Source organism: Parasphingorhabdus marina DSM 22363, assembly GCF_900128895.1.
Lineage (GTDB): Bacteria > Pseudomonadota > Alphaproteobacteria > Sphingomonadales > Sphingomonadaceae > Parasphingorhabdus > Parasphingorhabdus marina.
The window spans coordinates 464,279-490,126 of record NZ_FSQW01000002.1; the positions used below are offsets into that span (position 1 = coordinate 464,279).

Annotated in this window: 31 protein-coding genes, 1 tRNA gene and 1 other RNA gene; 17 read left to right on the plus strand and 16 right to left on the minus strand. The window is 55.2% G+C overall.

What is annotated here, in order from left to right:
- The first annotated feature begins 13 nt into the window (after nucleotides 1–13).
- Nucleotides 14–1,426: an SPOR domain-containing protein gene (locus BUQ90_RS11890; protein WP_074205404.1), complete on the plus strand. Its 1,413-nt coding sequence runs from the start codon at nucleotides 14–16 to the stop codon at nucleotides 1,424–1,426.
- 34 nt (nucleotides 1,427–1,460) lie between these two features.
- Here the strand turns inward: BUQ90_RS11890 and BUQ90_RS11895 are convergent, their stop codons facing one another.
- Genes BUQ90_RS11895 through BUQ90_RS11910 form a run of 4 tightly spaced genes read right to left on the minus strand, consistent with a single transcriptional unit; the run spans nucleotide 1,461 to nucleotide 5,272 of the window.
- Nucleotides 1,461–2,681, minus strand: coding sequence for a dihydroorotase (locus BUQ90_RS11895; protein ID WP_074205405.1), 1,221 nt, complete (start codon nucleotides 2,679–2,681; stop codon nucleotides 1,461–1,463).
- Nucleotides 2,678–3,670 carry an aspartate carbamoyltransferase catalytic subunit gene (locus BUQ90_RS11900; RefSeq protein ID WP_074205406.1) on the minus strand — a complete coding sequence of 331 codons (993 nt, stop codon included), beginning with the start codon at nucleotides 3,668–3,670 and terminating at the stop codon, nucleotides 2,678–2,680. The genes BUQ90_RS11895 and BUQ90_RS11900 overlap by 4 nt, the downstream gene beginning before the upstream one ends.
- Nucleotides 3,671–3,692: 22 nt before the next feature.
- Nucleotides 3,693–4,100: a Holliday junction resolvase RuvX gene (ruvX, locus tag BUQ90_RS11905; RefSeq protein ID WP_239447423.1), complete on the minus strand. Its 408-nt coding sequence runs from the start codon at nucleotides 4,098–4,100 to the stop codon at nucleotides 3,693–3,695.
- A gap of 53 nt (nucleotides 4,101–4,153) precedes the next feature.
- Complete coding sequence (locus BUQ90_RS11910; RefSeq protein WP_074205408.1) at nucleotides 4,154–5,272, minus strand: DUF3089 domain-containing protein; 1,119 nt, start codon at nucleotides 5,270–5,272, stop codon at nucleotides 4,154–4,156.
- Between the two features lie 153 nt (nucleotides 5,273–5,425).
- On the opposite strand from BUQ90_RS11910, the gene gatC reads away from it, so the two are divergent.
- The 9 genes from gatC (at nucleotide 5,426) to tig (ending at nucleotide 13,518) form a co-directional block, all read left to right on the plus strand.
- A complete protein-coding gene (gene gatC, locus BUQ90_RS11915) occupies nucleotides 5,426–5,713 on the plus strand; it encodes an Asp-tRNA(Asn)/Glu-tRNA(Gln) amidotransferase subunit GatC (protein WP_074205409.1) in 288 nt (95 codons plus the stop codon).
- Nucleotides 5,713–7,197: an Asp-tRNA(Asn)/Glu-tRNA(Gln) amidotransferase subunit GatA gene (gene gatA / locus BUQ90_RS11920; protein WP_074205410.1), complete on the plus strand. Its 1,485-nt coding sequence runs from the start codon at nucleotides 5,713–5,715 to the stop codon at nucleotides 7,195–7,197. Before gatC ends, gatA begins: the two co-directional genes overlap by 1 nt.
- Nucleotides 7,194–7,478, plus strand: coding sequence for a hypothetical protein (locus BUQ90_RS11925; protein WP_143182847.1), 285 nt, complete (start codon nucleotides 7,194–7,196; stop codon nucleotides 7,476–7,478). Before gatA ends, BUQ90_RS11925 begins: the two co-directional genes overlap by 4 nt.
- Nucleotides 7,475–8,965, plus strand: coding sequence for an Asp-tRNA(Asn)/Glu-tRNA(Gln) amidotransferase subunit GatB (gatB, locus tag BUQ90_RS11930; protein ID WP_074205412.1), 1,491 nt, complete (start codon nucleotides 7,475–7,477; stop codon nucleotides 8,963–8,965). The genes BUQ90_RS11925 and gatB overlap by 4 nt, the downstream gene beginning before the upstream one ends.
- Before the next feature lie 47 nt (nucleotides 8,966–9,012).
- The gene (locus tag BUQ90_RS11935; protein ID WP_074205413.1) at nucleotides 9,013–9,945 is read left to right on the plus strand and encodes a hypothetical protein; all 933 of its coding nucleotides are present in this window, start codon (nucleotides 9,013–9,015) and stop codon (nucleotides 9,943–9,945) included.
- A gap of 70 nt (nucleotides 9,946–10,015) precedes the next feature.
- Nucleotides 10,016–11,134, plus strand: coding sequence for a M48 family metallopeptidase (locus tag BUQ90_RS11940; protein WP_159437099.1), 1,119 nt, complete (start codon nucleotides 10,016–10,018; stop codon nucleotides 11,132–11,134).
- Complete coding sequence (locus tag BUQ90_RS11945) at nucleotides 11,131–11,736, plus strand: hypothetical protein (protein WP_074205415.1); 606 nt, start codon at nucleotides 11,131–11,133, stop codon at nucleotides 11,734–11,736. The genes BUQ90_RS11940 and BUQ90_RS11945 overlap by 4 nt, the downstream gene beginning before the upstream one ends.
- Nucleotides 11,737–11,852: 116 nt before the next feature.
- Nucleotides 11,853–11,937: transfer RNA gene (locus tag BUQ90_RS11950), tRNA-Leu, on the plus strand.
- A gap of 54 nt (nucleotides 11,938–11,991) precedes the next feature.
- Nucleotides 11,992–13,518 (plus strand): trigger factor, encoded by a 1,527-nt coding sequence (gene tig / locus BUQ90_RS11955; protein ID WP_074205416.1) that lies wholly within the window; start codon nucleotides 11,992–11,994, stop codon nucleotides 13,516–13,518.
- Nucleotides 13,519–13,585: 67 nt separating this feature from the next.
- Here tig and BUQ90_RS11960 read toward each other — a convergent pair whose 3' ends face one another.
- Complete coding sequence (locus tag BUQ90_RS11960) at nucleotides 13,586–14,197, minus strand: ATP-dependent Clp protease proteolytic subunit (protein ID WP_074205417.1); 612 nt, start codon at nucleotides 14,195–14,197, stop codon at nucleotides 13,586–13,588.
- A 149-nt stretch (nucleotides 14,198–14,346) separates the two neighbouring features.
- Here BUQ90_RS11960 and BUQ90_RS11965 point away from each other — a divergent pair, with 149 nt between their 5' ends.
- Nucleotides 14,347–14,991, plus strand: coding sequence for an ATP-dependent Clp protease proteolytic subunit (locus BUQ90_RS11965; RefSeq protein ID WP_074205418.1), 645 nt, complete (start codon nucleotides 14,347–14,349; stop codon nucleotides 14,989–14,991).
- Nucleotides 14,992–15,131: 140 nt separating this feature from the next.
- Nucleotides 15,132–16,403 (plus strand): ATP-dependent Clp protease ATP-binding subunit ClpX, encoded by a 1,272-nt coding sequence (clpX, locus tag BUQ90_RS11970; RefSeq protein WP_074205419.1) that lies wholly within the window; start codon nucleotides 15,132–15,134, stop codon nucleotides 16,401–16,403.
- 971 nt (nucleotides 16,404–17,374) lie between these two features.
- On the opposite strand, the gene BUQ90_RS17795 is transcribed toward clpX, so the two are convergent.
- From BUQ90_RS17795 to BUQ90_RS11990, 4 genes are all read right to left on the minus strand, one after another.
- Nucleotides 17,375–17,767: a hypothetical protein gene (locus BUQ90_RS17795; RefSeq protein ID WP_074206395.1), complete on the minus strand. Its 393-nt coding sequence runs from the start codon at nucleotides 17,765–17,767 to the stop codon at nucleotides 17,375–17,377.
- Between the two features lie 99 nt (nucleotides 17,768–17,866).
- Entirely contained in the window at nucleotides 17,867–18,532 is a 666-nt protein-coding gene (gene mtgA / locus BUQ90_RS11980; RefSeq protein WP_074205420.1) for a monofunctional biosynthetic peptidoglycan transglycosylase, read from the minus strand.
- A gap of 109 nt (nucleotides 18,533–18,641) precedes the next feature.
- On the minus strand, nucleotides 18,642–19,550 hold the full coding sequence (rpoH, locus tag BUQ90_RS11985) for an RNA polymerase sigma factor RpoH (RefSeq protein ID WP_074205421.1): 909 nt from the start codon (nucleotides 19,548–19,550) through the stop codon (nucleotides 18,642–18,644).
- Nucleotides 19,551–19,623: 73 nt separating this feature from the next.
- Nucleotides 19,624–20,577: an RluA family pseudouridine synthase gene (locus BUQ90_RS11990; RefSeq protein ID WP_074205422.1), complete on the minus strand. Its 954-nt coding sequence runs from the start codon at nucleotides 20,575–20,577 to the stop codon at nucleotides 19,624–19,626.
- Between the two features lie 16 nt (nucleotides 20,578–20,593).
- Between BUQ90_RS11990 and BUQ90_RS11995 the strand changes: the two genes are divergently transcribed.
- From BUQ90_RS11995 to rnpB, 4 genes are all read left to right on the plus strand, one after another.
- A complete protein-coding gene (locus BUQ90_RS11995) occupies nucleotides 20,594–21,004 on the plus strand; it encodes a M67 family metallopeptidase (RefSeq protein WP_074206396.1) in 411 nt (136 codons plus the stop codon).
- 60 nt (nucleotides 21,005–21,064) lie between these two features.
- Complete coding sequence (locus BUQ90_RS12000; RefSeq protein WP_074205423.1) at nucleotides 21,065–21,706, plus strand: histidine phosphotransferase family protein; 642 nt, start codon at nucleotides 21,065–21,067, stop codon at nucleotides 21,704–21,706.
- Between the two features lie 19 nt (nucleotides 21,707–21,725).
- Entirely contained in the window at nucleotides 21,726–22,418 is a 693-nt protein-coding gene (locus tag BUQ90_RS12005; RefSeq protein ID WP_074205424.1) for an N-acetylmuramoyl-L-alanine amidase, read from the plus strand.
- Between the two features lie 6 nt (nucleotides 22,419–22,424).
- Nucleotides 22,425–22,793, plus strand: an RNA gene (rnpB, locus tag BUQ90_RS12010) — RNase P RNA component class A.
- A 2-nt stretch (nucleotides 22,794–22,795) separates the two neighbouring features.
- Here rnpB and BUQ90_RS12015 read toward each other — a convergent pair.
- A complete protein-coding gene (locus BUQ90_RS12015; RefSeq protein ID WP_074205425.1) occupies nucleotides 22,796–23,281 on the minus strand; it encodes a hypothetical protein in 486 nt (161 codons plus the stop codon).
- A gap of 128 nt (nucleotides 23,282–23,409) precedes the next feature.
- On the opposite strand from BUQ90_RS12015, the gene BUQ90_RS12020 reads away from it, so the two are divergent.
- Nucleotides 23,410–23,946: a J domain-containing protein gene (locus BUQ90_RS12020; protein ID WP_074205426.1), complete on the plus strand. Its 537-nt coding sequence runs from the start codon at nucleotides 23,410–23,412 to the stop codon at nucleotides 23,944–23,946.
- Here BUQ90_RS12020 and BUQ90_RS12025 read toward each other — a convergent pair.
- Genes BUQ90_RS12025 through BUQ90_RS12050 form a run of 6 tightly spaced genes read right to left on the minus strand, consistent with a single transcriptional unit; the run spans nucleotide 23,943 to nucleotide 25,838 of the window.
- Nucleotides 23,943–24,323 carry a SecDF P1 head subdomain-containing protein gene (locus tag BUQ90_RS12025; protein WP_074205427.1) on the minus strand — a complete coding sequence of 127 codons (381 nt, stop codon included), beginning with the start codon at nucleotides 24,321–24,323 and terminating at the stop codon, nucleotides 23,943–23,945. The genes BUQ90_RS12020 and BUQ90_RS12025 overlap by 4 nt on opposite strands.
- Nucleotides 24,320–24,724, minus strand: a complete 405-nt coding sequence (locus BUQ90_RS12030; protein ID WP_074205428.1) for a SufE family protein — start codon at nucleotides 24,722–24,724, stop codon at nucleotides 24,320–24,322. Before BUQ90_RS12030 ends, BUQ90_RS12025 begins: the two co-directional genes overlap by 4 nt.
- A gap of 44 nt (nucleotides 24,725–24,768) precedes the next feature.
- A complete protein-coding gene (locus BUQ90_RS12035) occupies nucleotides 24,769–24,999 on the minus strand; it encodes a hypothetical protein (protein ID WP_074205429.1) in 231 nt (76 codons plus the stop codon).
- Between the two features lie 39 nt (nucleotides 25,000–25,038).
- Nucleotides 25,039–25,302 carry a hypothetical protein gene (locus tag BUQ90_RS12040; protein WP_338044538.1) on the minus strand — a complete coding sequence of 88 codons (264 nt, stop codon included), beginning with the start codon at nucleotides 25,300–25,302 and terminating at the stop codon, nucleotides 25,039–25,041.
- Nucleotides 25,303–25,323: 21 nt separating this feature from the next.
- A complete protein-coding gene (locus BUQ90_RS12045) occupies nucleotides 25,324–25,575 on the minus strand; it encodes a hypothetical protein (protein ID WP_074205431.1) in 252 nt (83 codons plus the stop codon).
- Nucleotides 25,575–25,838, minus strand: a complete 264-nt coding sequence (locus tag BUQ90_RS12050) for a hypothetical protein (protein ID WP_074205432.1) — start codon at nucleotides 25,836–25,838, stop codon at nucleotides 25,575–25,577. Before BUQ90_RS12050 ends, BUQ90_RS12045 begins: the two co-directional genes overlap by 1 nt.
- Between the last annotated feature and the right edge of the window lie 10 nt (nucleotides 25,839–25,848).

A 25,848-nucleotide genomic window follows, 5' to 3' on the forward strand; every position in this document is an offset into this window, starting at 1 on the left:
CGAGGGCATTAAAATGAAACGCGATTTGATATTGAAATTGGCTGCTTCGACCATGGTCATCAGCACGACGCTGACTGGCTGTGGACCCTTCGGAGGATCGGTGGCTTCTGTTTCCAGCAAGCCGGCGACCGTCAAGGATGGCGCCAAATATGCCAAAAAGGCCGAAAAGGCCCTGGCAAAAGGTCAGATCGACAAGGCTGTGATCTACGCCGAACGCTCTGTTGAAGGAGTCGGCACCGATGCCGATACCCGTGCTCTTCTTGGTCAGGCCTATCTGGCAGCTGGCCGGTTCAGCTCTGCTGAGCGCAGTTTCATGGATGCGATGGAACTCGGTGCCAATGATGCCCGCACCGTCCTCAGCCTCGCACTGGCGCAGCTCGGACAAGGCAAAGTGGCCAAAGCCAAACGTCTTGTAGAAAATAGCCGGAACGCGATCCCTGTCGCCGACTACGGTCTCGCGATGGCTCTCGCTGGCGAGACCAAGGTCGCTGTAGAGGTTCTCGAACAGGCGATCCGTGATGCCAATGTGAATGGTCGTACACGCCAAAATCTGGGGCTGGCTTATGCCCTGGACGGACGCTGGAAAGAAGCCAAGCTCATGGCGTCCCAGGATATCAAGCCGGCTGCAGTCGACAAGCGCGTCATGCAGTGGGCACAGATGGCCCGTCCGGGCGCCTATGAAGTGCGTGTCGCATCGCTGCTCAACGTCAATCCGGTCAAATCCGATCCGGGTCAGCCGGTTCGCCTGGCTCTGAATGCTGCTCCAGCTGTCGTCGCAGTCGCTGAAACGCCGGCTGAAGATTATGCACAGGAAGTGGCAAGCTTCGACCAGCCGACAACCGTTCCTGTCATGGGCGAAGCACCGGTGGCGGACGCTTCGACCGCACTCGTAGCGGAAGAAGATGTCAAAATCGCAGCCGTTGAGCTTCCCGCCAGCGACGCTGCTCCGGTCAAAACCGCTGAAACCCCCAAAGCTCCTCTGATCAAGGCCGATGCGGAGCCTGTGCGTTCAGCGCCTGCTGCCAAGCCTGCACCGGTCAAGACGGCCGCAGTCCAGACCATGGATGCGGTCAAGCCGATCTTGCAGAACTTCGCATTCAAACCGCGTTCCGAAAAGGCTTCGGAAGGCAAGCATTATGTCCAGCTTGGCGTGTTTTCTTCACCAGAAAATGTGAAGAAGGCGTGGAAAATCCTGTCGGCCAAGAACAAGGAGCTGGCCTATTTCGATCATGCCAGCGCTGAAGTTCAGGCGCGCGGCAAGACGCTGTACCGCCTCTCTGCTGTCGGGTTTGGCAATGCGGAAGCTGCCAAAGCCATGTGTGACGGAATCAAATCCAAAGGTGGCTCATGCTTCGCCCGTTCTTCCAAGAACAGCGCGCCAGTTCGCCTGGCAAGCAATAAGCCGCAGAAACTGGCTTCGCGCTAAAACTGACAATCAATCGAAATTATAGGCGGGGGTGCTACAGAGCGCTCCCGCCTTTATACATGGCGCGTACGCGGCCCTGAACCGGTAATTTGTCAAATGGCGTATTGCCTGCCGCCGCCGCCATTTTCCGGTTATCGACCTGCCAGGCGGCATCGACGTCAACGGAGATGAAATCCGCGTCCTGTCCTTCTGCGATGCTGCCAGCAGATACGCCCAATATGCGACCCGGATTTGTGGACAACAGCTCGAACAGCCGGTTCAGTGATATCCGTTCGTCGCGGACGAGACTGAGCGACAAGGCCAGTAGCGTTTCCGCTCCAGCCATGCCGGGAGAAGATTCCGCAAAAGGCAGGCGCTTGTCTTCCGGGCCCCGGGGATCATGTCCTGAAGAAATCACATCAATGGTGCCGTCGGCGACGGCTTCCAGACAGGCCTGCCGGTCTTCCTCGGCTCTCAGGGGAGGAGACAACCGTGCGAAGGTGCGAAAATCACTGACCGCGATGTCTGACAGGAACAGATGGGCAGGGGTAATGCCGCAGGTAACCGGTAACCCCTCTTTCTTTGCTGCACGAATCAATTCCAGCCCGTTGGCGGTTGTAACCTGACGAAAATGCAGGCGGGCGCCGCATTCTCGTAGCAGCGCAATATCCCGTGCAATGGACAGGGCCTCCGCCGATGCGGGAGCGCTGGCCAGGCCCAGTCGTGTGGCGGTTTCGCCATCTGTTGCGACGGCATCACCCGCAAGTCCCTGATCTTCACTGTGAACGATGACCGGCATGTCCAGTGAAGCACAATATTTCAGCAACTTGAGCATGATGCCGCTGTCTGAGATCCATTTTCGGCCCGTAGCGACGGCACGTGCGCCCGCTTCTTTCATCAGGGCAATCTCGGCGAGTTCCTTGCCTTCCAGGCTTTTTGTCCCTGCAGCGATCGGATGCAGCCACAGATCCGGCTTGCCTTCCGTGGCGCTGTGCTTGACCATCGCGGGCAGATCCAGAACGGGGGACTGGTCCGGCATCAGGGCCGCCCGTGTGATGCCACCGAAATGAAAGGCCGGCTTGTCGATGGCAAATACAGCCAGGTCGATAATACCGGGTGCCAGGATCTGGTCACCAAAATCCACGATTTCACCGGTATCCGGGCCCTGGTCTTCGCCGACAGATACAATCCGGTCGCCATCGGTAACGATGGCCGTGCTTTGAGGCTCGGCCTGTTCGGGAAGCAGAACTTTTGAGCTGCGAAAGACCTTTTTCATGACCATCCCTCCACCTTGCGGGATCTGCGGGTCAGGACATCCAGACAGGCCATGCGCACCGCAACGCCCATTTCGACCTGCTCGGTGATGGCGGAGCGATCAGCATCATCTGCTACGTCGCTGCTGATCTCAACCCCCCGGTTCATCGGCCCGGGATGCATGACCAGCGCATCTTCACCGGCAAGCGCCAGCCGATCACGAGTGAGGCCATAGAGATGGTGATATTCCCTGGGGCTGGGTATGAAATCCCCGCTCATCCTCTCGTTCTGGAGGCGCAGCATCATCACCACATCGGTGCCATCCAGAGCCGCATTAAAATCAGTGAAGGTTTCGACATTCATCTGGTCCAGCGCTGCAGGCAGCAGGGCAGGGGGCGCGCAAACCCTGACACGGGCGCCCAAGGTGGTCAGACAATAGATATTGGACCGCGCAACCCGGCTGTGCATGATGTCACCGCATATGGTGACCGTGAGGCCGCTGATATCTCCTTTGCGACGCTGAATGGTCAGGGCGTCAAGAAGGGCCTGGGTGGGATGTTCATGACTGCCGTCGCCGGCATTGAGCACGGGACAGTCCACCTTGTCCGCAATCAGGCTGACTGCACCCGAACTGGCATGCCGGATCACAATCGCGTCGGCCCGCATGGCGTTCAATGTCACCGCCGTATCAATCAGTGTCTCGCCTTTTTTCACACTGGAGTGGGCGGCATGCATGTTGACGACATCTGCACCCATGCGCTTGCCCGCAATTTCAAAGGACAACAGCGTGCGGGTACTGTTCTCAAAAAACGCATTGATGACCGTCAGTCCCTCGAGCCGGCTGGCATGTTTGCTGGACTTGCGATTGAGATCGACCCACTGGCCCGCCTCCTGCAGCAGGAACAGAATCTCCCAGGGCTGAAGCCCGGCAATGCCCAATAGATGACGATGTGGGAAGGCATCTGATCCGTCGGGAAACTGATGCGGCGAGCTTTGCTGTTTCGATGTCATTAAAGCCAGCCCTATAGAGCGGTCAGGCGATGGCGGCAAGCCCGTCAATCGCCCCCTGGAGAATATAGGCTGCTGCCATTTTGTCGACAATCTCACTGCGGCGCTTGCGGCTGACATCGACGGCAATCAGATCGCGGGTGACGGCCTGGGTGCTCCACCGCTCGTCCCACAGCAAAATGGGCAGCTCGAGCACGCGAATATTCTGGGCAAAGGCTCGGGAAGCCTGAGTTTGCTTGCTTTGACTGCCGTCCAGATTGAGCGGCAGGCCGACGACAAGTCCGGCAATCTGTTGCTCTGCAATGACCTGTTTCAGCCTTTCCAGATCTTTCGAAAATTTGCGACGCGCAATGGTTTCCGTTGCCGTGGCGATAGTCCATTGGCTGTCGCAACAGGCAAGGCCGACCGTCTTGCTGCCGACATCCAGGCCCATCAACCGCCCGCCATCGGGCAAGCTGGCGCGAAACTCGGCAAGATCGTCCGTGATCAGCGTTCCAGAAATGACTGCATCCTTCTTGTCACGTCCGCCCGGACGTTGCGCCAGAACAGGCTGTAGTCATAGACATGATAATTATTTCCGGGAAGCGTATAGGGTCCGAGGTCAGGTGGGTCGCCGATCAGCAGAAACCCCCGGTCATCGCAGCGCGCCGGGACCGCCGCTTCAACCAATGTGGCATCGCTGAGTTTGTCATTGGGCACCAGGGTTCCGAGATTTTCGCTGGCCGGGGCTGCGGAGTCGACATCTCCGCGCAAGGGATTGGTGCAAAGCAATTGCGTGCCGGCCCGTGGTTCGCCGGTAAATCCAATCGTTGTGTCATATACTTCCACTATCCGGCCATAGTCCGCCGGTTCGGCAAAGCTTTCCCAGCTGAGCAGGCAATTGACCTGTTCCGGTTCCTTGCAAATATCCAGACCAAGGGCCGGGACATCAGCTTCGACCGATACCGGCCATCCAACAATATAGGCCGCCACAATCCGGCTCGCCAGCGGCGTGCCGGCCACCCGGTCTTTCAGCAGATTGGTCAGATGCAGGCTGCCCTGGCTGTGGCCGGCGAGAATGACCGGCTGATCTGCGGGAATTTCCCGGACAAAATGATCGAATGCCACCAGGACATCCTGATAGGCCGCATCCAGCGCCTGCTGCCCTTCCTTTTTGTCGGTCAGGAACGCTCCCAGCGTCGCCTGACGATATCGCGGTGCCCAGACGTCTCCGACCTGATTGAAGGCACTGGCCTGGCCTCTCAGGAAAATCCGCGCGCGATCCTGTGATTCCTTGTCGTCCAGCGAACCGTTCCATGTGTCCTTTTTCAGAAAGGATGTCGGGTGGATAAAGAATATCGCCGCCGGCGTATCGGGCTTTGCCGATTCGCCCTCATATCCCTGCGGCAGCCACAGCGCCGGATTGCCCTCTTCGATTTCCGGGCGGGCAAACCACATGGAGACGTCGGCATAAATACTGGTTTCCAGCAACTCCTGTGGCTCAAACTCCGTGTCGGGGACAAACACGATTTCGGCGAGATCTTCGCCGTAGATTCGCAGGACAAATGCGCCTGCAATGACCAGAATTGTTATGCCTGCAACAAAATAGAGAAACTTGCGTGCCAATTATTTGCTCCTGTCTGGCGGAAATCGGCTCATTCAGCTTGAAGCCGCATCGCGCCAATGCTAGCGGCGCCAGATAGACAATTTTCCACAGAAATACCCGTAAAAAGATGAACCGCAATAGAATGTCCACACGAACCAGCCCGGAAATCCCTCATGTCCGTCGATAAACAAACCGTCCAGAAAATCGCCAGCCTGTCCCGCATCGCGATAACCGATGCCGAAGCAGATGCCCTCGTGCCGGAACTGAACAACATCCTGGGATGGGTGGAGCAGCTCGGCGAAGTGGATTGCAAGGATGTCGAGCCGATGACGGCGGTCATTCCCAACAAGCTGCGATTGCGGGAAGATGCGGTGACCGACGGTGACATGCGCGACAAGATACTGAAAAACGCACCGGCAGCCGAGCATGGCTTTTTCGGTGTTCCGAAGGTGATTGAATAGTGAGCAATATTTCTGATCTCGGCATCGCCGGCATTCGCGATGGTCTGACCGGCGGCGATTTCACCGCCCGGGAAGTCGCCGAAACCTTTATCGGCCGCGTCAGTGCCGCAAAGCCGCTCAATGCGTTCCTCGTCGAAACACCGGACCACGCACTCGCAGCAGCAGATGTCGCAGACAAGGCCATTGCCGCTGGAGAAACACTGGGCAAAATGGTCGGCGTGCCGATTGGCATGAAGGACCTGTTTTGTACCGAAGGCGTTGAGACCACGGCAGCCAGCGGGATATTGGAAGGCTTCACTCCACAATATGAATCCACCGTTTCGGCCAATCTGTTCAAGGCCGGCGCCGGGATGCTTGGCAAGCTCAACATGGACCAGTTCGCCATGGGTTCGTCCAATGAGACCAGCGCGTTCGGCAATGTGATCTCGCCGTGGCGGCGCAATGATGGTGGCAACACCGATCTGGCTCCTGGTGGCTCGTCAGGCGGCAGCGCCGCTGTCGTGTCGGGACGGATTGCTCCGGCGGCAACCGGTACGGATACCGGCGGGTCGATTCGTCAGCCTGCCGCTTTTGTCGGCATCACCGGTTTCAAACCGACTTACGGACGCTGCTCGCGCTGGGGCACCATCGCCTTCGCCAGTTCGCTGGATCAGGCCGGACCGATGGCACAGGATGTGCGCGACTGCGCCATCATGCTTGAAGCGATGGCCGGATTTGATCCCAAGGATTCGACCTCCCTCGAATTGCCGGTTCCGGATTGGGAAGCCGCGCTGAACAGCAATCTGGCAGGCAAGAAGATCGGCATTCCGAAAGAATATCGGGTCGACAATATGCCGGCGGAAATCGATGCACTGTGGGAGCAGGGCATCGCATGGCTGAAGGATGCGGGCGCAACCATCGTCGATGTATCGCTGCCGCACACGAAATATGCACTGCCGGCCTATTATATTATTGCACCGGCAGAAGCGTCGTCCAATCTCGCCCGTTATGATGGCGTGCGTTATGGCTCGCGGGATCTGCCGGACGGCGCGGGGCTACAGGACATGTATGCCGCCACGCGCGAGGCCGGCTTTGGCGCCGAGGTCAAGCGCCGGATCATGATCGGCACCTATGTGCTGAGCGCCGGTTATTACGACGCTTATTACACTCAGGCACAGAAAGTCCGGACGCTGATCTCGCAGGATTTCGAGAAAGCATGGAACAGCTGTGACCTGCTGCTGACGCCAACCGCGCCGAGCGCCGCCTTCGGACTGGGCGAAAAGGCGGATGATCCGCTCGCTATGTATCTCAATGATGTGTTCACCGTACCGAGCTCACTCGCCGGTCTGCCCGCCATGTCGGTGCCGACAGGACTGGATGGGCAGGGACTGCCTTTGGGCCTGCAGATCATCGGCAAGGCACTGGATGAGCAAAATGTATTTAACGCAGGACTGGCCCTGGAAGAACGGGCCGGATTTGTCGCGAAACCGGAGCAGTGGTGGTGAGCTTAAAGGTAAAGGTCGAACCTGAATATGGCTTTGGTTGGTCAGATGGGCATTCGACGATTGAGACTCCATCAGAATTTATGTGCAGATTAAAGTGCAGTGACAAAAAGGCCTTTGGGACGATAATTTCGGAGAAAAGCCAGTGGTTTGGCAAAGATGTCGAGGTTTCTCCAAGACATTATCCTTGGGATGGCCAAGTGAACATTTATATTCGAGATGCCGACGGAAGCGCTGAAATTTCCGGCTATGCAAAAATAGATAAGAGCAGTGTGACGCTATGACAGAATCAACATATCGTATCCAGGGTGCAACCGGCGAATGGGAGGTCGTGATCGGCCTGGAAGTCCATGCGCAGGTCACCTCCAATGCCAAGCTGTTTTCAGGGGCTTCCACAGAATTCGGGGCAGAGCCAAATACGCAGGTCAGCCTCGTCGACGCGGCCATGCCCGGCATGCTCCCGGTTCCCAACAAGGAATGCGTACGGCAGGCCGTGCGAACCGGCCTCGCGATCAACGCACAGATCAACAAATATTCGCGCTTTGACCGGAAGAATTATTTCTATGCCGATTTGCCGCAGGGTTATCAGATCTCTCAGCTTTACCATCCGATCGTCGGCGAGGGCGAAGTGCAGATTTCGCTCGATGAGAAGGATCCGGATGCCCATGGGAAGGCAATCGGGATTGAGCGCATCCATATCGAGCAGGATGCCGGCAAGCTGATGCATGACCAGCATCCGACGATGAGTTATGTCGATCTCAACCGCTGTGGCGTTGCACTGATGGAAATCGTCTCCCGCCCGGACATGACGTCGCCGAAAGAAGCCGGAGCCTATGTCAAAAAGCTGCGCTCGATCCTGCGCTATGTCGGTAGCTGTGACGGCAATATGGAACAGGGCTCGATGCGCGCCGACGTCAATGTCAGTGTGCGCAAGCCCGGTGAAGAGCTGGGCATCCGCACCGAAACCAAGAATGTGAACAGCGTCCGCTTTGTCCAGCAGGTCATCGAATATGAGGCCCAGCGTCAGGTCGACGTGCTCGAAAGCGGCGGTGAAATCGTACAGGAAACCCGCCTGTTTGATCCGGACAAGGGCGAAACCCGGTCAATGCGCTCCAAGGAAGACGCGCATGACTATCGCTATTTCCCGGATCCGGACTTGCTGCCGCTCGAGCTGGAGGATGATTTCATCTTCGATTGCAAGGCGAGCCTGCCGGAACTGCCCGATGAAAAACGGGCGCGCTACAAAAATGTGCTGGGCCTCAGCGCCTATAATGCCGCCGTCCTGACGGCCGAGCACGAGACGGCCCTGTGGTTCGAGAAATTGCTCGACACGTCAAACGAACCCGAAAAAATCGCGAGTTCCGCAGCCAACTGGATGACCTCGGAACTGTTCGGCGCGCTGAACAAGATGGGGCTGACCATCACGGAAAGCCCGGTTACGCCAGAACAGGCGGCCGAATTGCTCGGACTGGTTGCTGATGGCACGATTTCCGGCAAAATCGCCAAGCAGGTATTCGAGATCATGCTGGAAACCGGCGACGGCGCCGCAAAGATCGTGGAAGAAAAAGGTCTCAAGCAGGAGTCTGACACCGGCGCCATCGAAAAGGTCATCGCCGAAGTGATGCAGGCTAATGCAGACAAGGTCGAAGAATATCGCGGCGGAAAAGACAAATTGTTCGGCTTTTTCGTGGGCCAGACAATGAAAGCGATGCAGGGCAAGGCCAATCCGCAGGTTGTGAACGAACTGCTCAAGAAAACACTTGATAATTAGCTCGAATAGTATTTCATGGTGGATGGGGAAATCGAGGGGGTCACACCATGCATCGCTTGCTTGCGCTTGTCGCAATCACATTTTCAATATTCGTTACCAGTCCAGTATCCGCGCAGGAGAAATCTGCCGCAAAGGAAGGTTTTGCCTTTCCTTCTGACGGAAGTGCCACAATCCTTGTATTTCGTCCCGACATAAGTGTCGGCGAACAATCAGCCGGCGGTCTGAACGAACCGAATGTCGAGTGGACAGAAACAGCCCGCACGCTTCTGACAGAGGAATTGACCAAAGCGGACGTGACAAGCCAGCACCGGTTTGTGTTTCTTCCTGATTATGAGGGAGACGATGGAAAACTGGTTTCGGATTACCGGAACCTGTTCAAGGCCGTGACCGGTTCCGTTTTAACTCACAAGTTGTTTGTAGGTAACCGTCTGCCGACCAAAAAGAAGGTGGATTCTCTCGAATATAACATGGGCAATGGTACCCAAAAACTTGCTGAACTCGGTGGCGGACAATATGGCCTGTTTTTCTGCACATATGACAGTTACGGATCCGCCGGACGTAAGGCGGCTCAAGCCGTAGGCATGCTCGGTTGTCTGATTGGTGCCTGCGTGATCGTGCCGTCCGGCGTGCATATTGGATATGCCGGCCTTGTCGACCTGGAGACCGGAGATCTGGTCTGGGTTAATGCCGATGGATCAATGGGTGGCGATGTGCGGGAACTGGAAGGCGCCCAGAAGCGCGTCGCGCAACTACTGGAAGACTTCCCGCTGCCCGCAGAGGGTACCGTGGGCGGTGCCGTTATCAAGACCGCAGTGACGGAGCAGGCAGAAACAGAAGAAGCCACACAAGAAGATGCTGGCATCACCGGCGAACCTGATGAAAAAGTCGAGGCGGCAGTTGAAGAGACAATCGAAAGCGAGCCAGTCGAACCTGTCGTCGAGCCGGTGTCATCCGAACCGGCTTCAACACCGACAGATTAAACAATTGCTGAGAAATATTTCCAGGATTGTTTCCATAGGGGTTATTGCCTCCGTTCTTGCAGCTGCGCCAGTGGATGCGAAGAACGAGAGGCAGATCAAGGATTTCAGCGAGTCGATCAAACCCGGCTATCAGCCTCTGGATGATGATGAAAAAGGCCTGTGGATGCAGGTGGATGAAGTCGAACGGGAACTCAAAAATTCCAATTTCATAATCGATGATCCTGCGCTGAATGAATATGTACGTTCGGTACTTTGCAACACGGTTGGTGAAGCGGAATGTGGGGAAATTCGCCTGTATCTGATGCGAACGCCACATTTTAATGCGTCCATGGCACCCAATGGCATGATGCAGGTCTGGTCAGGGTTGCTGCTTCGCGTCCAGAACGAGGCGCAACTGGCGGCGGTGCTGGCGCACGAATATGGTCATTATGAACGGCGCCACAGTCTTCAATCCTTTCGGGATATCAAAAGCAAATCGGGGTCCGGGTTTTTCCTTAGTTTTGTCATTCCATTTGCCGGATTGTTCATGATCGATTCGATTTTTTCGTTCAACCGCGACATGGAACGGGAAGCAGACGACATATCTCTCGATTATCTGGTCAAGGCTGGCTACACGCCGATCTCCGCGTCAGAAATCTGGCAGCAGTTACGCGATGAACAGGACGCTACCGCCGCAGAACGGAAGCGCAAGAGCCGCAAAGACAAGACCGGTGGCCTGTTTGCGACACACCCCAATACGGGGGAGCGCATGGAAACTCTGAAAACCAAGGCGTTGGCCATCAATGTGCCGGATTCTGCCACTGACAATATCGAGGCATTTCGGGCAGCAATAGGCCCCTGGTGGCCCCGACTGATTGACGATCAGATCAAGTTAAATGATTTCGGCGCGACAGATTTTTTGCTTGGTCAGCTTGCCGAAGGTGGCTGGACCGCCGATTTGCTCTACGCCAAAGGCGAGTTGCATCGCGCCCGCGGGAATCCCGGAGATTTTGTTGAAGCTTCGGACTATTTCCAGCAATCCATCGATGCCGGGGGCGGATATCCGGAAATTTATCGAGGGCTGGGACTGGCGCAAATGCGCAGCGGTTTGAAAGAAAAAGGCCAAGCCAATTTGAGAAGATATCTGGAGCTGGCTCCGGATGCCAAGGACAAACCCATGATTTCAATGATTGCAGGAGTTGTACAATGAATCGATTTTTTGGCGCCGTGGTCGCTGCTACTATCGCCCTATCCTTGCCGGTTCCTGTAGAAGCGGGCTGGAAACTCATCGCCGCAAATCAGGAGGTCAAGCTCAAGAAAAGCGGCATGTTGGTCACGCCAAAGCAGGAGTGGAACCGGTGGACCCGGCGTCCGGGCAAAAAGGCCGAGGCATGGACTCTGGATGGCCTCAGTTTGAACGAAATAACTTTTTACGGCGGCCTCCAAACCGGCGATACGTTGTTGAAAGACCGGAAAAAGAAGACAAAACCACTTCCCAAATTTGATTCAACAATGCTGGTTCCCGATGTTGTGCAATGGTTCGAAGCAACGAACCGGATTGTACTGGATACTGCCCTTTTTGAAATCGATGCTATCGAACCGGCGCAGTTTGCAGACCAGCCAGGATTCCGGTTTACCTATCACTATGTCGCGACAGGGAACGAGCTGGTTCGCAAGGGAGAGGCGATGGGAGCGATCGTGGACGGAGAATTGTATCTCATTAACTACACCGCTCCGGAAATTCATTTCTTCGAGCACAACCGGGATGATTTCCTGAATCTGGTCAACAGCGTGAGACTGACCGGAAAATAAGTTTAAAAGACCGATACTGTTGAGGCAATCACACAGCGGCACTTGCCCTTTGTGCACCTTTCCGCTAGGCGCGCGTGTCAATCAAAATTCGATACGGTTTTGGCGGTGATATTCGTGCGGGCGTGGCGGAATTGGTAGACGCGCCAGATTTAGGTTCTGGTATCTTCGGGTGTGGGGGTTCGAGTCCCTTCGCCCGCACCATCACATCAGAAAATCTGATCGAAACAGAAATTATGAAGGCATTAAAGGGTAATCATGCAGATTGTTGAAAAGCTGAACGAAGGTCTGAAACGGGCCTATGACATCAAGATCTCCGCTGACGATATTGAAAACCGGGTGGTCAATGAAGTCAAGAAACTGGCTCCGCAGGTCAACATGCCCGGTTTCCGCAAAGGCAAGGTGCCCGCGAATCTGGTGCGCAAGATGCACAATGATGCCCTGATGCAGGACGCGCTCAGCAGCACTGTTCAGGAAAGTGTGGAAAAAGTGATTGCCGACAACGGGCTGCGTCCGGCCATGCAACCTTCGGTCGAGCTTGGCGAAGGCTATGAACCAGGCAAGGATGCTGAAGTCAAAGTCGAACTGGAAGTGCTTCCCGAAGTGCCGGCTCCTTCCGTCGACAACCTCAAGCTGGAACGCCTGCAGGTCGAAGCCGATGAAAAGACGGTGGAAGAGTCGCTGCAGAAATTTGCCGAGAGCCAGAAGCAGTTCGAAACCGCAGCCAAGTCCTACAAGGCCAAAATTGGTGACCAGTGCCTGATCGACTTTGAAGGCAAGGTTGACGGTGTGCCGTTCGAAGGCGGCAAGGGCGAGGGCATGGCGATCGAACTGGGTTCGGGCCGCCTGATCCCCGGGTTCGAAGACCAGCTGGTCGGCAAGAAGGCCAATGACGAAGTTCTGGTCAAGGTCACCTTCCCGGATGATTACAATGTCGAGGATCTCAAGGGCAAGGATGCCACTTTTGATGTGGTTGTCGGCGAAGTGCAGAAGCCGAAGGAATCCAAGGCTGACGACGAAATGGCAAAGTCCATGGGTCTTGAGGGTCTCGACCAGCTGCGTGAACTGCTGAAGGGGCAGGTTGAGCAGGAACTGAACGGTCTGACCCGCACGCACATGAAGCGCAAGCTGCTCGACCAGCTCGCCGCCGATCATGATTTTGACGTTCCGCCAACCATGGTCGAAGCCGAATTCAACCAGATCTGGCAGCAGCTCGAACAGGAAGCCGCCCAGGAAGAGGATCCGGAAGCGGCACGCAAGGAAATGGAAGACGAAAAGGACGAGTATCGCGAAATTGCGGTCCGCCGTGTGCGCCTCGGCCTGCTGTTGTCGGAAATCGGACAGGCCAATGGCGTTGAAGTCAGTCAGCAGGAAATGTCGATGCTGATCCAGCAGGCAGCGCAGCAATATCGTCCGGAAGACCGTCAGCGGTTCATGGAATATATCCAGCAGGATGCAATGGCAGCTGCCCAGCTTCGCGCCCCGATGTACGAAGACAAGGTCGTCGACTTCCTGTTTGAGAAGGCCGAAATCACGGACAAGACTGTGACCCGCGAAGAACTGGAAGCCGCGATTGAGGCGGAAGACGAAGCGGAAACCAAGCCCAGGGCGAAAAAGGCGCCGGCCAAAAAGGCCGCTGCGAAAAAAGCGCCAGCGAAGAAGGCCCCAGCCAAGAAGCCCGCTGCCAAAAAAGCTCCGGCGAAAAAAGCGGCTGCGAAAAAGCCTGCGGCAAAGAAAGCCCCTGCGAAGAAGCCGGCTGCCAAAAAGCCCGCCGCCAAGAAATAATCAGATCGAAAACGAAAAAGGGCTCCCGCGAAGGAGCCCTTTTTTGTGTCTGGAGGTAACGTGGCTGCTAGATCTTGATCTCGCTGGCCGTGTTGATCACCGTGCCCAGGATTCCATATTCCCTGGCTTCATCCGTGCTCATCCAGTAATCGCGATCGATATCCTTGCGGACACGTTCGATATCCTGACCCGTGGCTTCGGAAATCTTCAGGGCGATCCGTTCACGCATCTTGACGATTTCCTCAGCCTGAATCGCAATGTCGGAGGCCTTGCCGCCCGCGCCGCCGGATGGCTGATGGATCAGAAAGCGGGTATTCGGCAAGCAGAAGCGCTGCTCCTTGGGGACGCCCAGGAATATGTGGGTTGCAATACTCGCAACCCAGCCCGTGCCGACAACGGCAACCGGCGAGTTGATATAGGGTATGAGGTCATGAATGGTATCGCCGGATTCAACATGACCACCCGGGGAGTTGATCATCAATTTGATGGGATCATTGCTCAAATGGTCGAGATACAGGATCTGCGCTGTTACTCTTTCGGCCAGCTTCTGATCCACGCCGCCAAATATCAGGACCGTGCGGGTTTCGAGAAACTTGCTCATCATCGCCGCCATCGGACCAGCGGATTCATCCTCTTGTGCACTCTGAAAGTCCCCGATCGAGGGTGAATATTGCGACATGTGTTTCTCCTTGAAATCGCTAATTGGCCAAGCCTGCAGCTGATATAGGAGCAGGCTATTTCATTGGCAATGTCATCTATCTGCAATCGGGGGTTGATTGCTTGGCAAGGAGACCAGATATAGACCCCCTACAGTTAGAAGGAATATCCATGAACCCTTTCGATTCTCATGAGCGCAATCCGGTTGTCGATGCTCTGGTTCCCGTTGTTATCGAGCAATCCAATCGCGGCGAACGCAGTTTCGACATTTTTTCGCGGTTGCTGCGCGAACGCATCGTTTTTGTGACCGGACCGGTCGAAGACGGCATGGCATCAATCATCACCGCCCAGTTGCTGTTTCTGGAATCGGAGAATCCGAAAAAGGACATCTATCTCTATATCAATTCTCCGGGTGGAGTGGTGACTGCCGGCATGGCCATTCATGATACCATGCAATATATCCGTCCCCGCGTAGGCACGGTGTGCGTCGGGCAGGCGGCCTCCATGGGGAGCTTCCTTCTGGCCTCCGGTGAGCCTGGCATGCGCATGGCGACAACCAATGCCCGTATCATGGTTCATCAGCCGTCCGGCGGGGCGCAGGGCATGGCGTCCGATATCGAAATCCAGGCCAAGGAAATCCTGCGCATCCGCAGCCGGATGAACGAACTCTATGCCAAATATACCGGCAAGCCGATCAAAGATATCGAGGAAGCCATGGACCGGGATACTTTCCTTGAGGCCGACGAAGCCAAGGCTTTTGGCATTGTAGACGAGGTTTACGACAAGCGCCCAAAACCCGCAGAAGATGATAAATAAGCGGTTATCGCACCACTAAACCAAAATTAAGCCCGATTTGATAGACTTATCGCTCGGCGCCAACGGGGCGCAAAAAAGCGGTAGCAATTTGCAGTTTGCCAGTTAAATTGGCGACTCTGGCCGATAGTTGAGGACTTTTTATGACGAAATTGACGGGATCTGATTCGAAGAGCACGCTCTATTGCTCTTTCTGCGGAAAATCCCAGCATGAAGTCCGCAAACTGATCGCGGGCCCGACGGTTTTCATTTGCGATGAATGCGTCGAATTGTGCAACGACATCATTCGTGAAGAAACAAAAGGTGCGGTAACCGGCAAAAAAGACGGCGAAGTCCCGACACCGCAGGAAATTTGCGATGTTCTCAATGACTATGTGATCGGTCAGGACCGGGCCAAGCGGGTTCTGTCCGTAGCTGTCCACAATCACTACAAGCGCCTCAATCACGCGGCCAAATCAGGTGATATTGAACTCGCCAAGTCAAATATCCTGCTTGTCGGTCCGACTGGCTGCGGCAAGACCTTGCTGGCACAGACTCTCGCCAAGACGTTTGACGTGCCCTTCACCATGGCAGACGCCACGACCTTGACCGAGGCTGGCTATGTCGGTGAAGATGTCGAGAACATCATCCTGAAGCTGCTGCAGGCGTCTGACTATAATGTCGAGAAGGCACAGCGCGGCATCGTGTATATTGACGAGATTGACAAGATCAGCCGCAAGGCGGAAAACCCGTCGATCACCCGGGATGTCTCGGGCGAGGGCGTGCAGCAGGCGCTGCTCAAGCTGATGGAAGGCACAACTGCCAGCGTACCGCCGCAAGGCGGCCGCAAGCATCCGCAGCAGGAATTCCTGCAGGTTGATACCACGAATATCCTGTTCATCTGTGGCGGCGCTTTTGCCGGTCTGGAAAAGATTATCGGCGACCGCCTGGAAGCGAAATCCATTGGGTTCGGCGCTCATGTTGCTGCGCCGGAAGAACGCAAGGTAGGCGCGCTGCTCGCGGAAGGCGAACCGGAAGATCTCCTGAAATTCGGCCTGATCCCGGAATTTGTCGGTCGTCTGCCGGTTATTGCGACCCTGGAAGATCTCGATATCGACGCGCTGGTGACTATTCTTCAGGAGCCCAAAAACGCGCTGGTCAAACAGTATCGCAAACTGTTCGAGCTGGAAGATGTCGGCCTGACCTTCACCGAGGATGCGCTGATCGCGATCGGCAAGAAAGCCATCGAACGCAAGACCGGTGCCCGAGGGCTGCGGTCCATCGTCGAGAATATCCTGCTCGATACCATGTTCGACCTACCGGATCTGGAAGGCGTGGACGAGATTGTCATCGACAAGGATGTGGTGGCTGGCACCAAGGAGCCTGTGAAGGTGATTGCCAAGAGCAACAAGGCGAAGAAAGAAGACGCGGCTTAGGTACGGCCTGAACCTCTTCCCAGGTGCCGGAGTCCGACTGCCCAAGAACATCGATATTTCTCTTCTCGACGGATCTTGCCTTTAGTGGCAGGTGCTGCACGACTCTTTGGAAATGATGGCCGCTTTATCCCGAAAGCGGACACTAGATTTGGCGTTGTCGAATGGCCGAAAGTGGAGTGGAAAGCGGATGTTAAAGATGCTCGTATAAGGCCTTTCAAATGAATTGGCGGGACCCGACAGATATAAGTTATCGGCTCGACTGGCAGCATAGCTTTTGCTTGGAGGCGCGTGCGCGCGGAATGGTGAGAGCAGCCGCAGCCCAGTGTTACATCTCAAAGATAAGGATTATGCGACGACGATTGCGGCGCTCGCCTGAGCCGACATGGAGTGATTGGAAGGCGATATTCCAAGAGCCCCGTCCAAGGAATAAGCATCATTGGATTCTTGAACGCTGCAAAAAGCGAATAGATGAAGCGATCGAACGCGGAGATTCATCAGTGGCAATGAGGCGACGTAACCTAACCGATGCGTGGAGAGGGTATGGCTGCTCTCGCGGAATCGCGAGGTTCCGTCAACGGGCGCGTAAGTTCAATAGGCGTCAGTAATATCCCGAAAGCGGACATTAGCGTTCGTCATATGAGAGCTCAGCAATATTGTATTTGTTAAAACAACCGCCCAATGTCCGTCGATGAAAAGCCTTCATCCAATAATACTCATTGTCGCTTTTGCATTGCTTCTTATCTGCGGATTGGTCTGGAAAATGAGTAGTGCAAAAAAGTGCGTTGATGAAGGCGGCGTCGTTGTTGCCCCTATGAATCGCAGTCAAGATTGCGCCGCTATTGGTTCAACCAATTTCCGCCAGCTAGTCGATTGGCAGTCAAAAAAGATGGATCTCTAACGTCCGCTTTTGCGCTCAAAGCGGACTCTAGCTTTTATCCCGTTGAATGTCTGAAAGTGGGGCGGAAGCGGACCTACGTCTCGAGCGAGAGCGCAGCATCAATTTGTGCAAAGGCTTCGGGATTGTTCGCACGTTCGCATGCAACAAAGCTGGCATGGCGAAGCGCAAATGCGGGCACTTCCTCCAAGGTTTCCGGATAAGGCTCACTAAGGCTCCAAAAGAGGAAGCCATGACGAACAAGCGCCTCTACTTTCTTCCATTGCTTGGCGTCAGTGCTTTTTGGAGGCTTAAACTTGCGGGTCAGTCCGATGCTAGGCCCACCGCAATTTGGGCAAGGAAGAACAGCTTCAACCCGACTGGCTCGTTTGAAGCTCTTGCGACACCGAAAGCAAGCGTAGGGATGAGGAGCGCTCGAACTGTACGGTGCCGCTTTTTGAGCCGGTGGTGTTGACTGGGTGTCTGCCATGCCGCGTTCTATCAAAATTTCTGCTGTCCGCAAATGGGTCGTAAACGGAAGGTCAGCTTCATATCCTCTAATGTCCGCTTTTGCGCCCAAAGCGGGCATTCACTCATAAACGCATCCGTCCAGCCCATCCCGCTTCACCACATTGATCCGCGCGGCGATCGTGTTGCCATAACGTCTGGTAAAGCCTTTCGCACCATTGACTGCGCGCTTTTTGGGGAGGGGCAGGGCGGCGGCCATGCGGGCGGCTTCCATTCGGGTCAGATCCGCAGCATTCTTTTTGAAATATCGCTGCGCGCCTGCTTCGGCGCCATAGGTGCCAATGCCGGTTTCCGCGACGTTGAGATAGACTTCCATAATCCGGCGCTTGCCCCAGATTTCCTCGATCAGGAAAGTGAACCAGGCTTCCAGCCCCTTGCGGAAATAGCCCCCGCCTTGCCACAGAAAAACATTCTTGGCTGTTTGCTGGGAAATGGTCGAGCCACCCCGAATGCGACCACCTTCGCGGTTACGCTCGATCGCTTTCTGGATCGCTTCCCGGTCAAAGCCGTCATGACTGCAGAATTTGCCATCTTCCCCGGCAATGACAGCACGCGTGAAATTGGGCGAGATCGACTCCAGCGGAACCCATTCCCGGTTCGCGCCATTTTCGTCCATGATCATCGTCGCCGTGATCGGGGGAGGGACAAAGGCGGTGATACCGACCCAGGCGAGGGAGATCAGCAGAAACCACAATATCAATTTGATCAGGAATTTGAGGAGACCCATGAAACCGCTTTACAACTGCTGACTGTCACCCACGCCTAAACAAGCAGCGCCCCGAAAACAATTGCTGTTTCGGGGCGCCGTTTTGCATGTTGATCATGCTGTTGGTGGTTTAGCCAGCGGCGAGAAGCTGCTTTTCACCAGCGATACGCAGCATGGCTTTCTGAAGCTTTTCGAAGGCCCGCACTTCGATCTGGCGGATCCGCTCGCGGCTCACCGAATAGACCTTGCTCAGATCTTCGAGAGTTTTCGGGTCTTCCGACAAGCGGCGTTCGGCCAGGATATGCTGTTCGCGCTCGTTGAGCGATTCCATGGCTTCATTCAGCATCTCGCGGCGGAAATCGGCTTCCTGGGCGTCGGCAATCTGCTGATCATGCAGCGGGCCATCATCTTCCAGAGTATCCTGCCACTGACCGCTTTCGCCATCTTCCGAGAGCGGAATGTTGAGCGAGGCGTCACCACCCATCGACATGCGGCGGTTCATGTTCACGACTTCATGCTCTGCCACGCCAAGGTCAGACGAGATTTTGGCAACGTCTTCGGGTTTCAGATCGCCGTCTTCAAAGGCTTCCAGATTATTCTTCATCCGGCGCAGATTGAAGAACAGCTTCTTCTGTGCGGCGGTGGTGCCCATTTTCACGAGGCTCCAGCTGCGCAGGATATATTCCTGAATTGACGCGCGGATCCACCACATGGCGTAAGTCGCCAGGCGGAAACCTCTTTCCGGCTCAAACTTCTTCACGCCCTGCATCAATCCGACATTGCCTTCGGAAATGAGATCAGACACCGGCAGGCCATAGCCACGAAAGCCCATGGCAATCTTGGCCACCAGTCGAAGGTGAGATGTTACCAGCTGTGCGGCGGCTTCCTGATCCTTGTGCTCAGAATAGCGCTTCGCCAGCATATATTCCTGTTCGGGAGTCAATAACGGAAATTTTCGCACTTCCGATAGATAACGGTTCAGGCTTGCGTCCCCCCCAAGGGCAGGGATTTTTGCCGGAACATTGCTATTTTTAGCCATTTTTGTTCCTTTTCTATATGCCTCAGGGCCTCATCAAGCACCCATTGGTCTCACCCTATATAGGGTGTCCTCTTTATACACGCAACTTGCTGAATAGTTCCTGCATATCCGGGGGAAAGTTACAGTTAAAACTCAGTTTTTCCTTCGTCACGGGATGTATAAAACCTAGATTAGCAGCATGGAGCGCCTGACGGCAAAATCGAATTACTTTTCCATTGGAAAGCAAAGATTTTCGACGAACACCATATAGCGGATCACCAACAAGACTATACCCCACATGGGACATATGCACCCGCACCTGATGGGTCCGTCCGGTTTCGAGCTGACATTCGACCAAAGTGGCCCCGTTCAGCGGTTCTTTCGTGGTATAATGGGTGATCGCCGGCTTGCCCCGGTCATCTCCGACAACTGCCATTTTCTTCCTGTTTACCTTGCTCCGCCCGATATTCCCTTCGATCGTAGCCGAAGGAGGATTGGGACGCCCGTGGACAATGGCGAGATATCGCCGATCGATGTCATGTTCAGCAAACAGCGTGCCAAGTCCCTGATGGGCCGCATCGCTTTTCGCGGCAACCATCAGCCCGGATGTGTCCTTGTCGATCCGGTGGACGATACCGGGGCGGGCCACCCCGCCGATTCCGGACAACTGCCCCTTGCAGTGATGGAGCAGGGCATTGACCAATGTGCCATCCGCATGGCCGGCAGCCGGATGCACCACCAGCCCGGCGGGTTTGTTGACGACGATCAGATGATCGTCTTCAAACACCACATCCAGCGGAATATCCTGCGGCTGTGCCGGGCCTTCCACTGGTGCCGGAACCGTCAAGACGAAAGGCTGTCCCGCGCATTTCTTTGAAGCCGGGTCGGATACCGTCACCCCGTCTACCTGCAGGTTTCCGGCAGCAACCAGCGCCTTGATCCGTTCCCGCGAAAGATCCTCCAGAACCCCCGCCAGGGCGGCATCCAGACGCTGTTTTTTGTCAGTCTCCGGAATGGTTCCGGTTTTGATGGAATGCGATGTCGGCATCGCCTAGATGTGGGCCATGAAGCTGATCATATCAAGCAAGTTGATGATGGAAATGCAGGCGATGGCTCGGTCGGCCTCGCCCGAAGAAATCTGCGGACTTCTGCTGGGGCGAAACAACAGGGTTGATTCGATCCGTGCAGCGAAAAACGTGGCAGTGGATCGGCAGCGACATTTTGAAATTGATCCGGCGATGCTGATCACCGCCGAAAGGGACATGCGGAACGGCGGAATGCCGATTGTCGGTTATTATCACTCCCACCCGGGCAACAAGGTCGAACCATCCCCAACAGACGCCGTTTCTGCTGCTCCGGATGGCCGGATATGGCTGATCATCAACGGAACGGACGCCGCGGCCTGGCAAGCGACCGAATCCGGTAGGCTTCTCGACCGGTTCAACCCGGTAGAACTGGAATGCCCACTTGATTGATGGCGCGCAAAAGGCCAGATAGCCAATGACGCTGAAATCACTCGCAAAAGGTACATCTGAATGACCCAAAACAGCTTGGACATAGCTGCTCTTCTCTGTTCCAAACTCTGTCACGACCTGCTCAGCCCGGTTGGCGCCATCAATAATGGTCTCGAACTGCTGGAAGATGAGACAGATCCGGAAATGCGGGATCGCTGTCTGGAGCTGTTGTCGGACAGTGCTGTGGCCTCGGCGAACAAGCTGAAATATTTCCGGCTCGCTTTTGGTGCGGCCGGAGGTTTTGGTGATCAGGTGGACCCAGCGGAAGCCAAACAGCTGGTTGAAAGCCTCGTGGGGGATCAGGAGAAAATTGCACTGGGCTGGGCGGTTCAGTCCGCAACTTTGCCGAAAAAGGCGGTCAAGATATTGCTCAACCTGGCGATGATCGCCCGGGAAGCGCTGGTTCGCGGTGGACGGCTGGATGTCGGCGCGGAAGCAGGAGAGCAGGGCACCGAAGTCGTGGTTCGTGCCGAAGGTCCGAAAATTGCACTGGATGAAGGTATCCGGGCGGCGCTGGAAGGCACGCTGGCCGATAGTGATCTGAGTGCCCGCACCGCAGCCGCCTGGATGTCGCGCGAACTGGCATTGCAGAATAACGGCGACCTGCGAGTTTCACCGCCAGCGGAGTCCGAACTTCTGCTCGGCGCCATCGTCGCGGGGTAACCGGAACATGGGGGTGGGCATGGACATGATCTGGACGCCTTCACCCAATTTTGACGAGCGGAAATCACCGGTATCGATCCTCGTCATGCACTATACCGGGATGGAAGATGCAGCCTCGGCGATCAACTGGCTGGCCAATGCGGATGCCAGGGTCTCCGCTCATTATGTCGTGACCGAGGATGGTCAGATTGTGAACATGGTTCGGGAGGAAGACCGGGCCTGGCACGCCGGACGCGGGTACTGGCGTGGCATTGAAGATGTCAACAGCGCCAGTATCGGGATCGAGATCGTCAATCCGGGCCATGAGTGGGGCTATGTACCCTTTCCCGAAGAGCAGATGGATGCCGTCACGCGTCTCGCGGCAGATATTGTCAAACGCCACCATATCACGCCGTCCAACGTCATCGGACACAGCGACCTGGCTCCCGCTAGGAAACAGGATCCGGGGGAGCTTTTTGACTGGGACAGGCTCGCAAAAATGGGCATCGCGCTGAAGCGGCCCAGCAAAAACCTCTTTGATCCGATCTGGACGGATGGCGGCTTCATGCTCGCGCTCGAACGGTTTGGATATGACATAACCGCAGAAAAAGATGCGGTTGTCGCGTTTCAGCGGCGCTTCCGCCCTGAAAATATCGACGGCGTCATTGACGGTGAATGTCGTGCGATATTGCTCGCTTTAATGTTGGACAGAGAGCGTGGAGTCACTAAATAGGGTTGGCCAGAGGGCCGGCCAGTCGCTCGTGGCTGCTTTTGCAGCTGCGGGAGGAAAGTCCGGGCTCCACGATATATGGGTGCCGGATAACTTCCGGCGAGGGTGACCTCAGGGACAGTGCAACAGAAAGCAGGTCGCGTTGGTTTCGGCTGCGTGACATTGAAAGGGTGCGGTAAGAGCGCACCGCGGGACTGGCGACAGGACCGGCACGGTAAACCCCACCCGGAGCAAAACCAAATAGGGGCGGCAAATGGCGATATCGGCCTGCTGCCCGGGTTGGTTGCTGGAGCGGTGCAGCAATGCATCGCCGAGATGAATGGCTGGCTATTCCGTTATGCGGATGGACAGAACCCGGCTTACAGGCCCTCTGGCATTTTTTAACTGCTCAAAGAATAGACAAAGAAACCGATTATCATCAGAATTATCAGAAAAAGCAGGACTGAACAAACAACCGAAACGACCAACGCCACCTGACAAAGGACATAGGATCCATCCCGGATTTCCGGTTGTATCTTCAATCCTTTCCGGCTCGCCCAGACTGCAATTGGAATCGTGATTATCGCCAATACTCCGGTCATTATGCCGCCTATCGACAGAGCCAGAGACAATATCCCATAAGTCAGTCGCTGTTTGCCTTCGTCCTCTGGAAAATAGAAATCTACCTGATCTGAACGACTGATGGGATAAATGTCTTCGGCGCGACCTGATGCCGTTGATGTTGCATCGAAATCTACTTCTCCGCCAATTTTGGGCCGCCCTCTGCCGTTCCACTGCGACATATCAAATTCAAGCTTCCCAAGTTCGTCAGATCGGAGCATTCCAACTTTTTTATTGGGATCATAGCTGATGACTATTGCGCGCAATCTTGCCCCCGCCGTCTTGCGTTAAGGATTTCAATTTTACCTAAATCAAAAACTGCTCAAATGCATCAACTTAACTGGTCGGATTTTTTGCGCTAGCGATGCAACTGACGCTTTGTTAAAGAAGAGTCATGCCCAAAGCCAGACGATCAGATAACTGGGGCTTTCCCCGCTGGGGCAGCTATGACAGTTCGCGGGAAGCGCAACAGGTGCGGATCTGTGATCGTCACGGGTGCAATGAACCCGGAGACTGCCCGGCTCCCAAATCACCCAACAGTCCCGAACGTTGGTATTTCTGTGAAAAGCATGCCGCGGAATATAATCGCGGATGGGACTATTTCGAAGGGCTCGACAAGGAAGAGCGCGCAAAGCGTGAAGCCGATGAAACCCGGGATGCCAATGCCTATCAGGAAGCGAAACATTATAGCTGGATGGGGTCCGGCGACGGCAGCCGATCAAGAGACGAGATGACCGCGCTGGAGATTTTTGACCTGACGCCTGATGTCGATTTCGAAACGGTAAAAAAGGCCTGGCGCGCGATGGCCAAGGAATATCACCCGGACGTCAATCCCGGGGACGAAGAAGCGGCCAGGAAATTTCAAGCTGCCCAGGCGGCCTTCGATGTGCTGAAAGTCGCCGAAGAGCGCCGGGTCTGGAAGCCGAGCTAACGCTTTTTTTTTTGGCCGCGGAGACCAACTGTCAGTTTTTCCGCCTCTTCAATCGTGAAGCCGCCACTAATTTGTACTGAACCTCCGTATAAATACTCTCTCAAGACCGGTTCAGAGATCAGCTTGCCTTTGAAACAAAGAGCAATGGATTTCCCAATGCGCCCTTTTTGAATGGTCATGAAGCGCTGATTGCCGATTTCCGAAAACAATAGGTAGATAACTGGTCTGCCAGAATGATTGCCTAACTCGGCGGATTCTATATCTTCGGGAGACAGTCGCAGTTCGTGTTTCAGCACGTTTTGCGACTGGCAAACAGCCGTATTTGCCGGCTGATGGGCATCTGAGGCTGTAGCCAACAAAAGCAGAGTTGCTATCATTGATACCGCCTCGCGGTTTCCTGGATCAACGCGATCATATTGGGAATTCCCTGGGTCCGGTTGGAACTCAGCTGATTTTTGAGATCAAATGGTGCCAGCTTTTCCGTGATATCTGTGGCCAGCACGTCATCGACAGACTTGTCCTGAACCGTTTCCAGAACCAGTGCGATAATGCCCTTGGTAATCGCAGCATTGCTGTCCGCCAGAAAATGCAGCTGTCCATCATCGGTCAATGTGGGATAAACCCAAACGGACGCGGAACATCCTCGGACCAGCGTTGCATCGGTTTTGAGGGGGTCGGGCATGTCTTCCAGGGATTTGCCCAGATCAATCAGAAGCCGGTATCGGTCATCAGCTTCGAGAAACTCATATTCTTCAATCAGGTCGTCTATCTTGCTCATTCCCGCCCGCTAGCAGGGCAGGAACGGTACGTCATCAATTAATCTTACAGCTCCACACCGGCGGCAATCGCCTCCAGCTTGCGAATGCGTTCCTTGAGATCCGCAACCTCAATGCGCGACGTCGCGGTCGGCGGGGAATCCGCACGCTGTTGCTCCAGTTCCCGGGTCTTCAGCGCGATCCAGTCACGCCAGCCACGCAAGGCAACAAGGGATACTGCTGTCACGCCTATGACAGTGAAAGCAGCGGTCAGCAGATATATGGTTGATTCTGGCATCTTGCTTGTCCTTCTTTCCTACTTCAACAGCCAACCGTCCTACCGGTCGCGCAATTTCTCGATTTCGTCCGTGAGTTGCCGGGCGCCGCGATCATCCGTGGCGATCTTCTCCAGCGTTGCGACCCGCTCTTTCAGATATTGCACCTCTTCCCGCAATTTTTCGGAATCCGGGTCCTGTGTCGCGATAACATTGCCTTTTCGGTCTTCGATGATGCCGTTCTTGGCGCGAAACCGGGATTTCAAGACACTGGCAATTGCGATCACCAGTATTATTCCAAAAACCATTTCAAACGGATTATCCAATTGTCCCTCCTGATTGCGGCCTTACCGGTCCCGCAGTTTTTCAATCTCGTCTTCAAGCAGACGTGATTCACGTCCGTCCGTTGCTATCTTCTCCAGTGTCGCGACGCGGTCCTTGAGATATTGCATCTCCTCCCGCATCCGATCGGTGTCCTCGCTGATCCCCTTCGGCAGATGACCGTATTTTTCTGCCATCTTGCTCTGGTGCCTGGTCCATATCGCCAGCCCGGCCAGAAGAAATGGTGCCAATGGTATCAGTACCCAAGCTTCAAACATCAGTTCAGTTCCTTCGTCTGTGTATCATCCCGCAGGTCTTCAATCTGCATCGACAGATCAAAGCCCTTGTCGGTCACGATCCGCTCCAGAACACGGACACGCTGTTCCAGCTTCTGGTTGCTGGCGGCATATTGCGCCGCCTTCTCCGCAGACATTTCCGCCTGTTTGTCGAGCACTTTGCGCTGGTGATCGGTCCACACCGCGAAGGCCCCCAGAGCTATCCCGGCAAAGGGTATCATCAATGCGATATAGGTTATGTCCATTGTCCGTCCC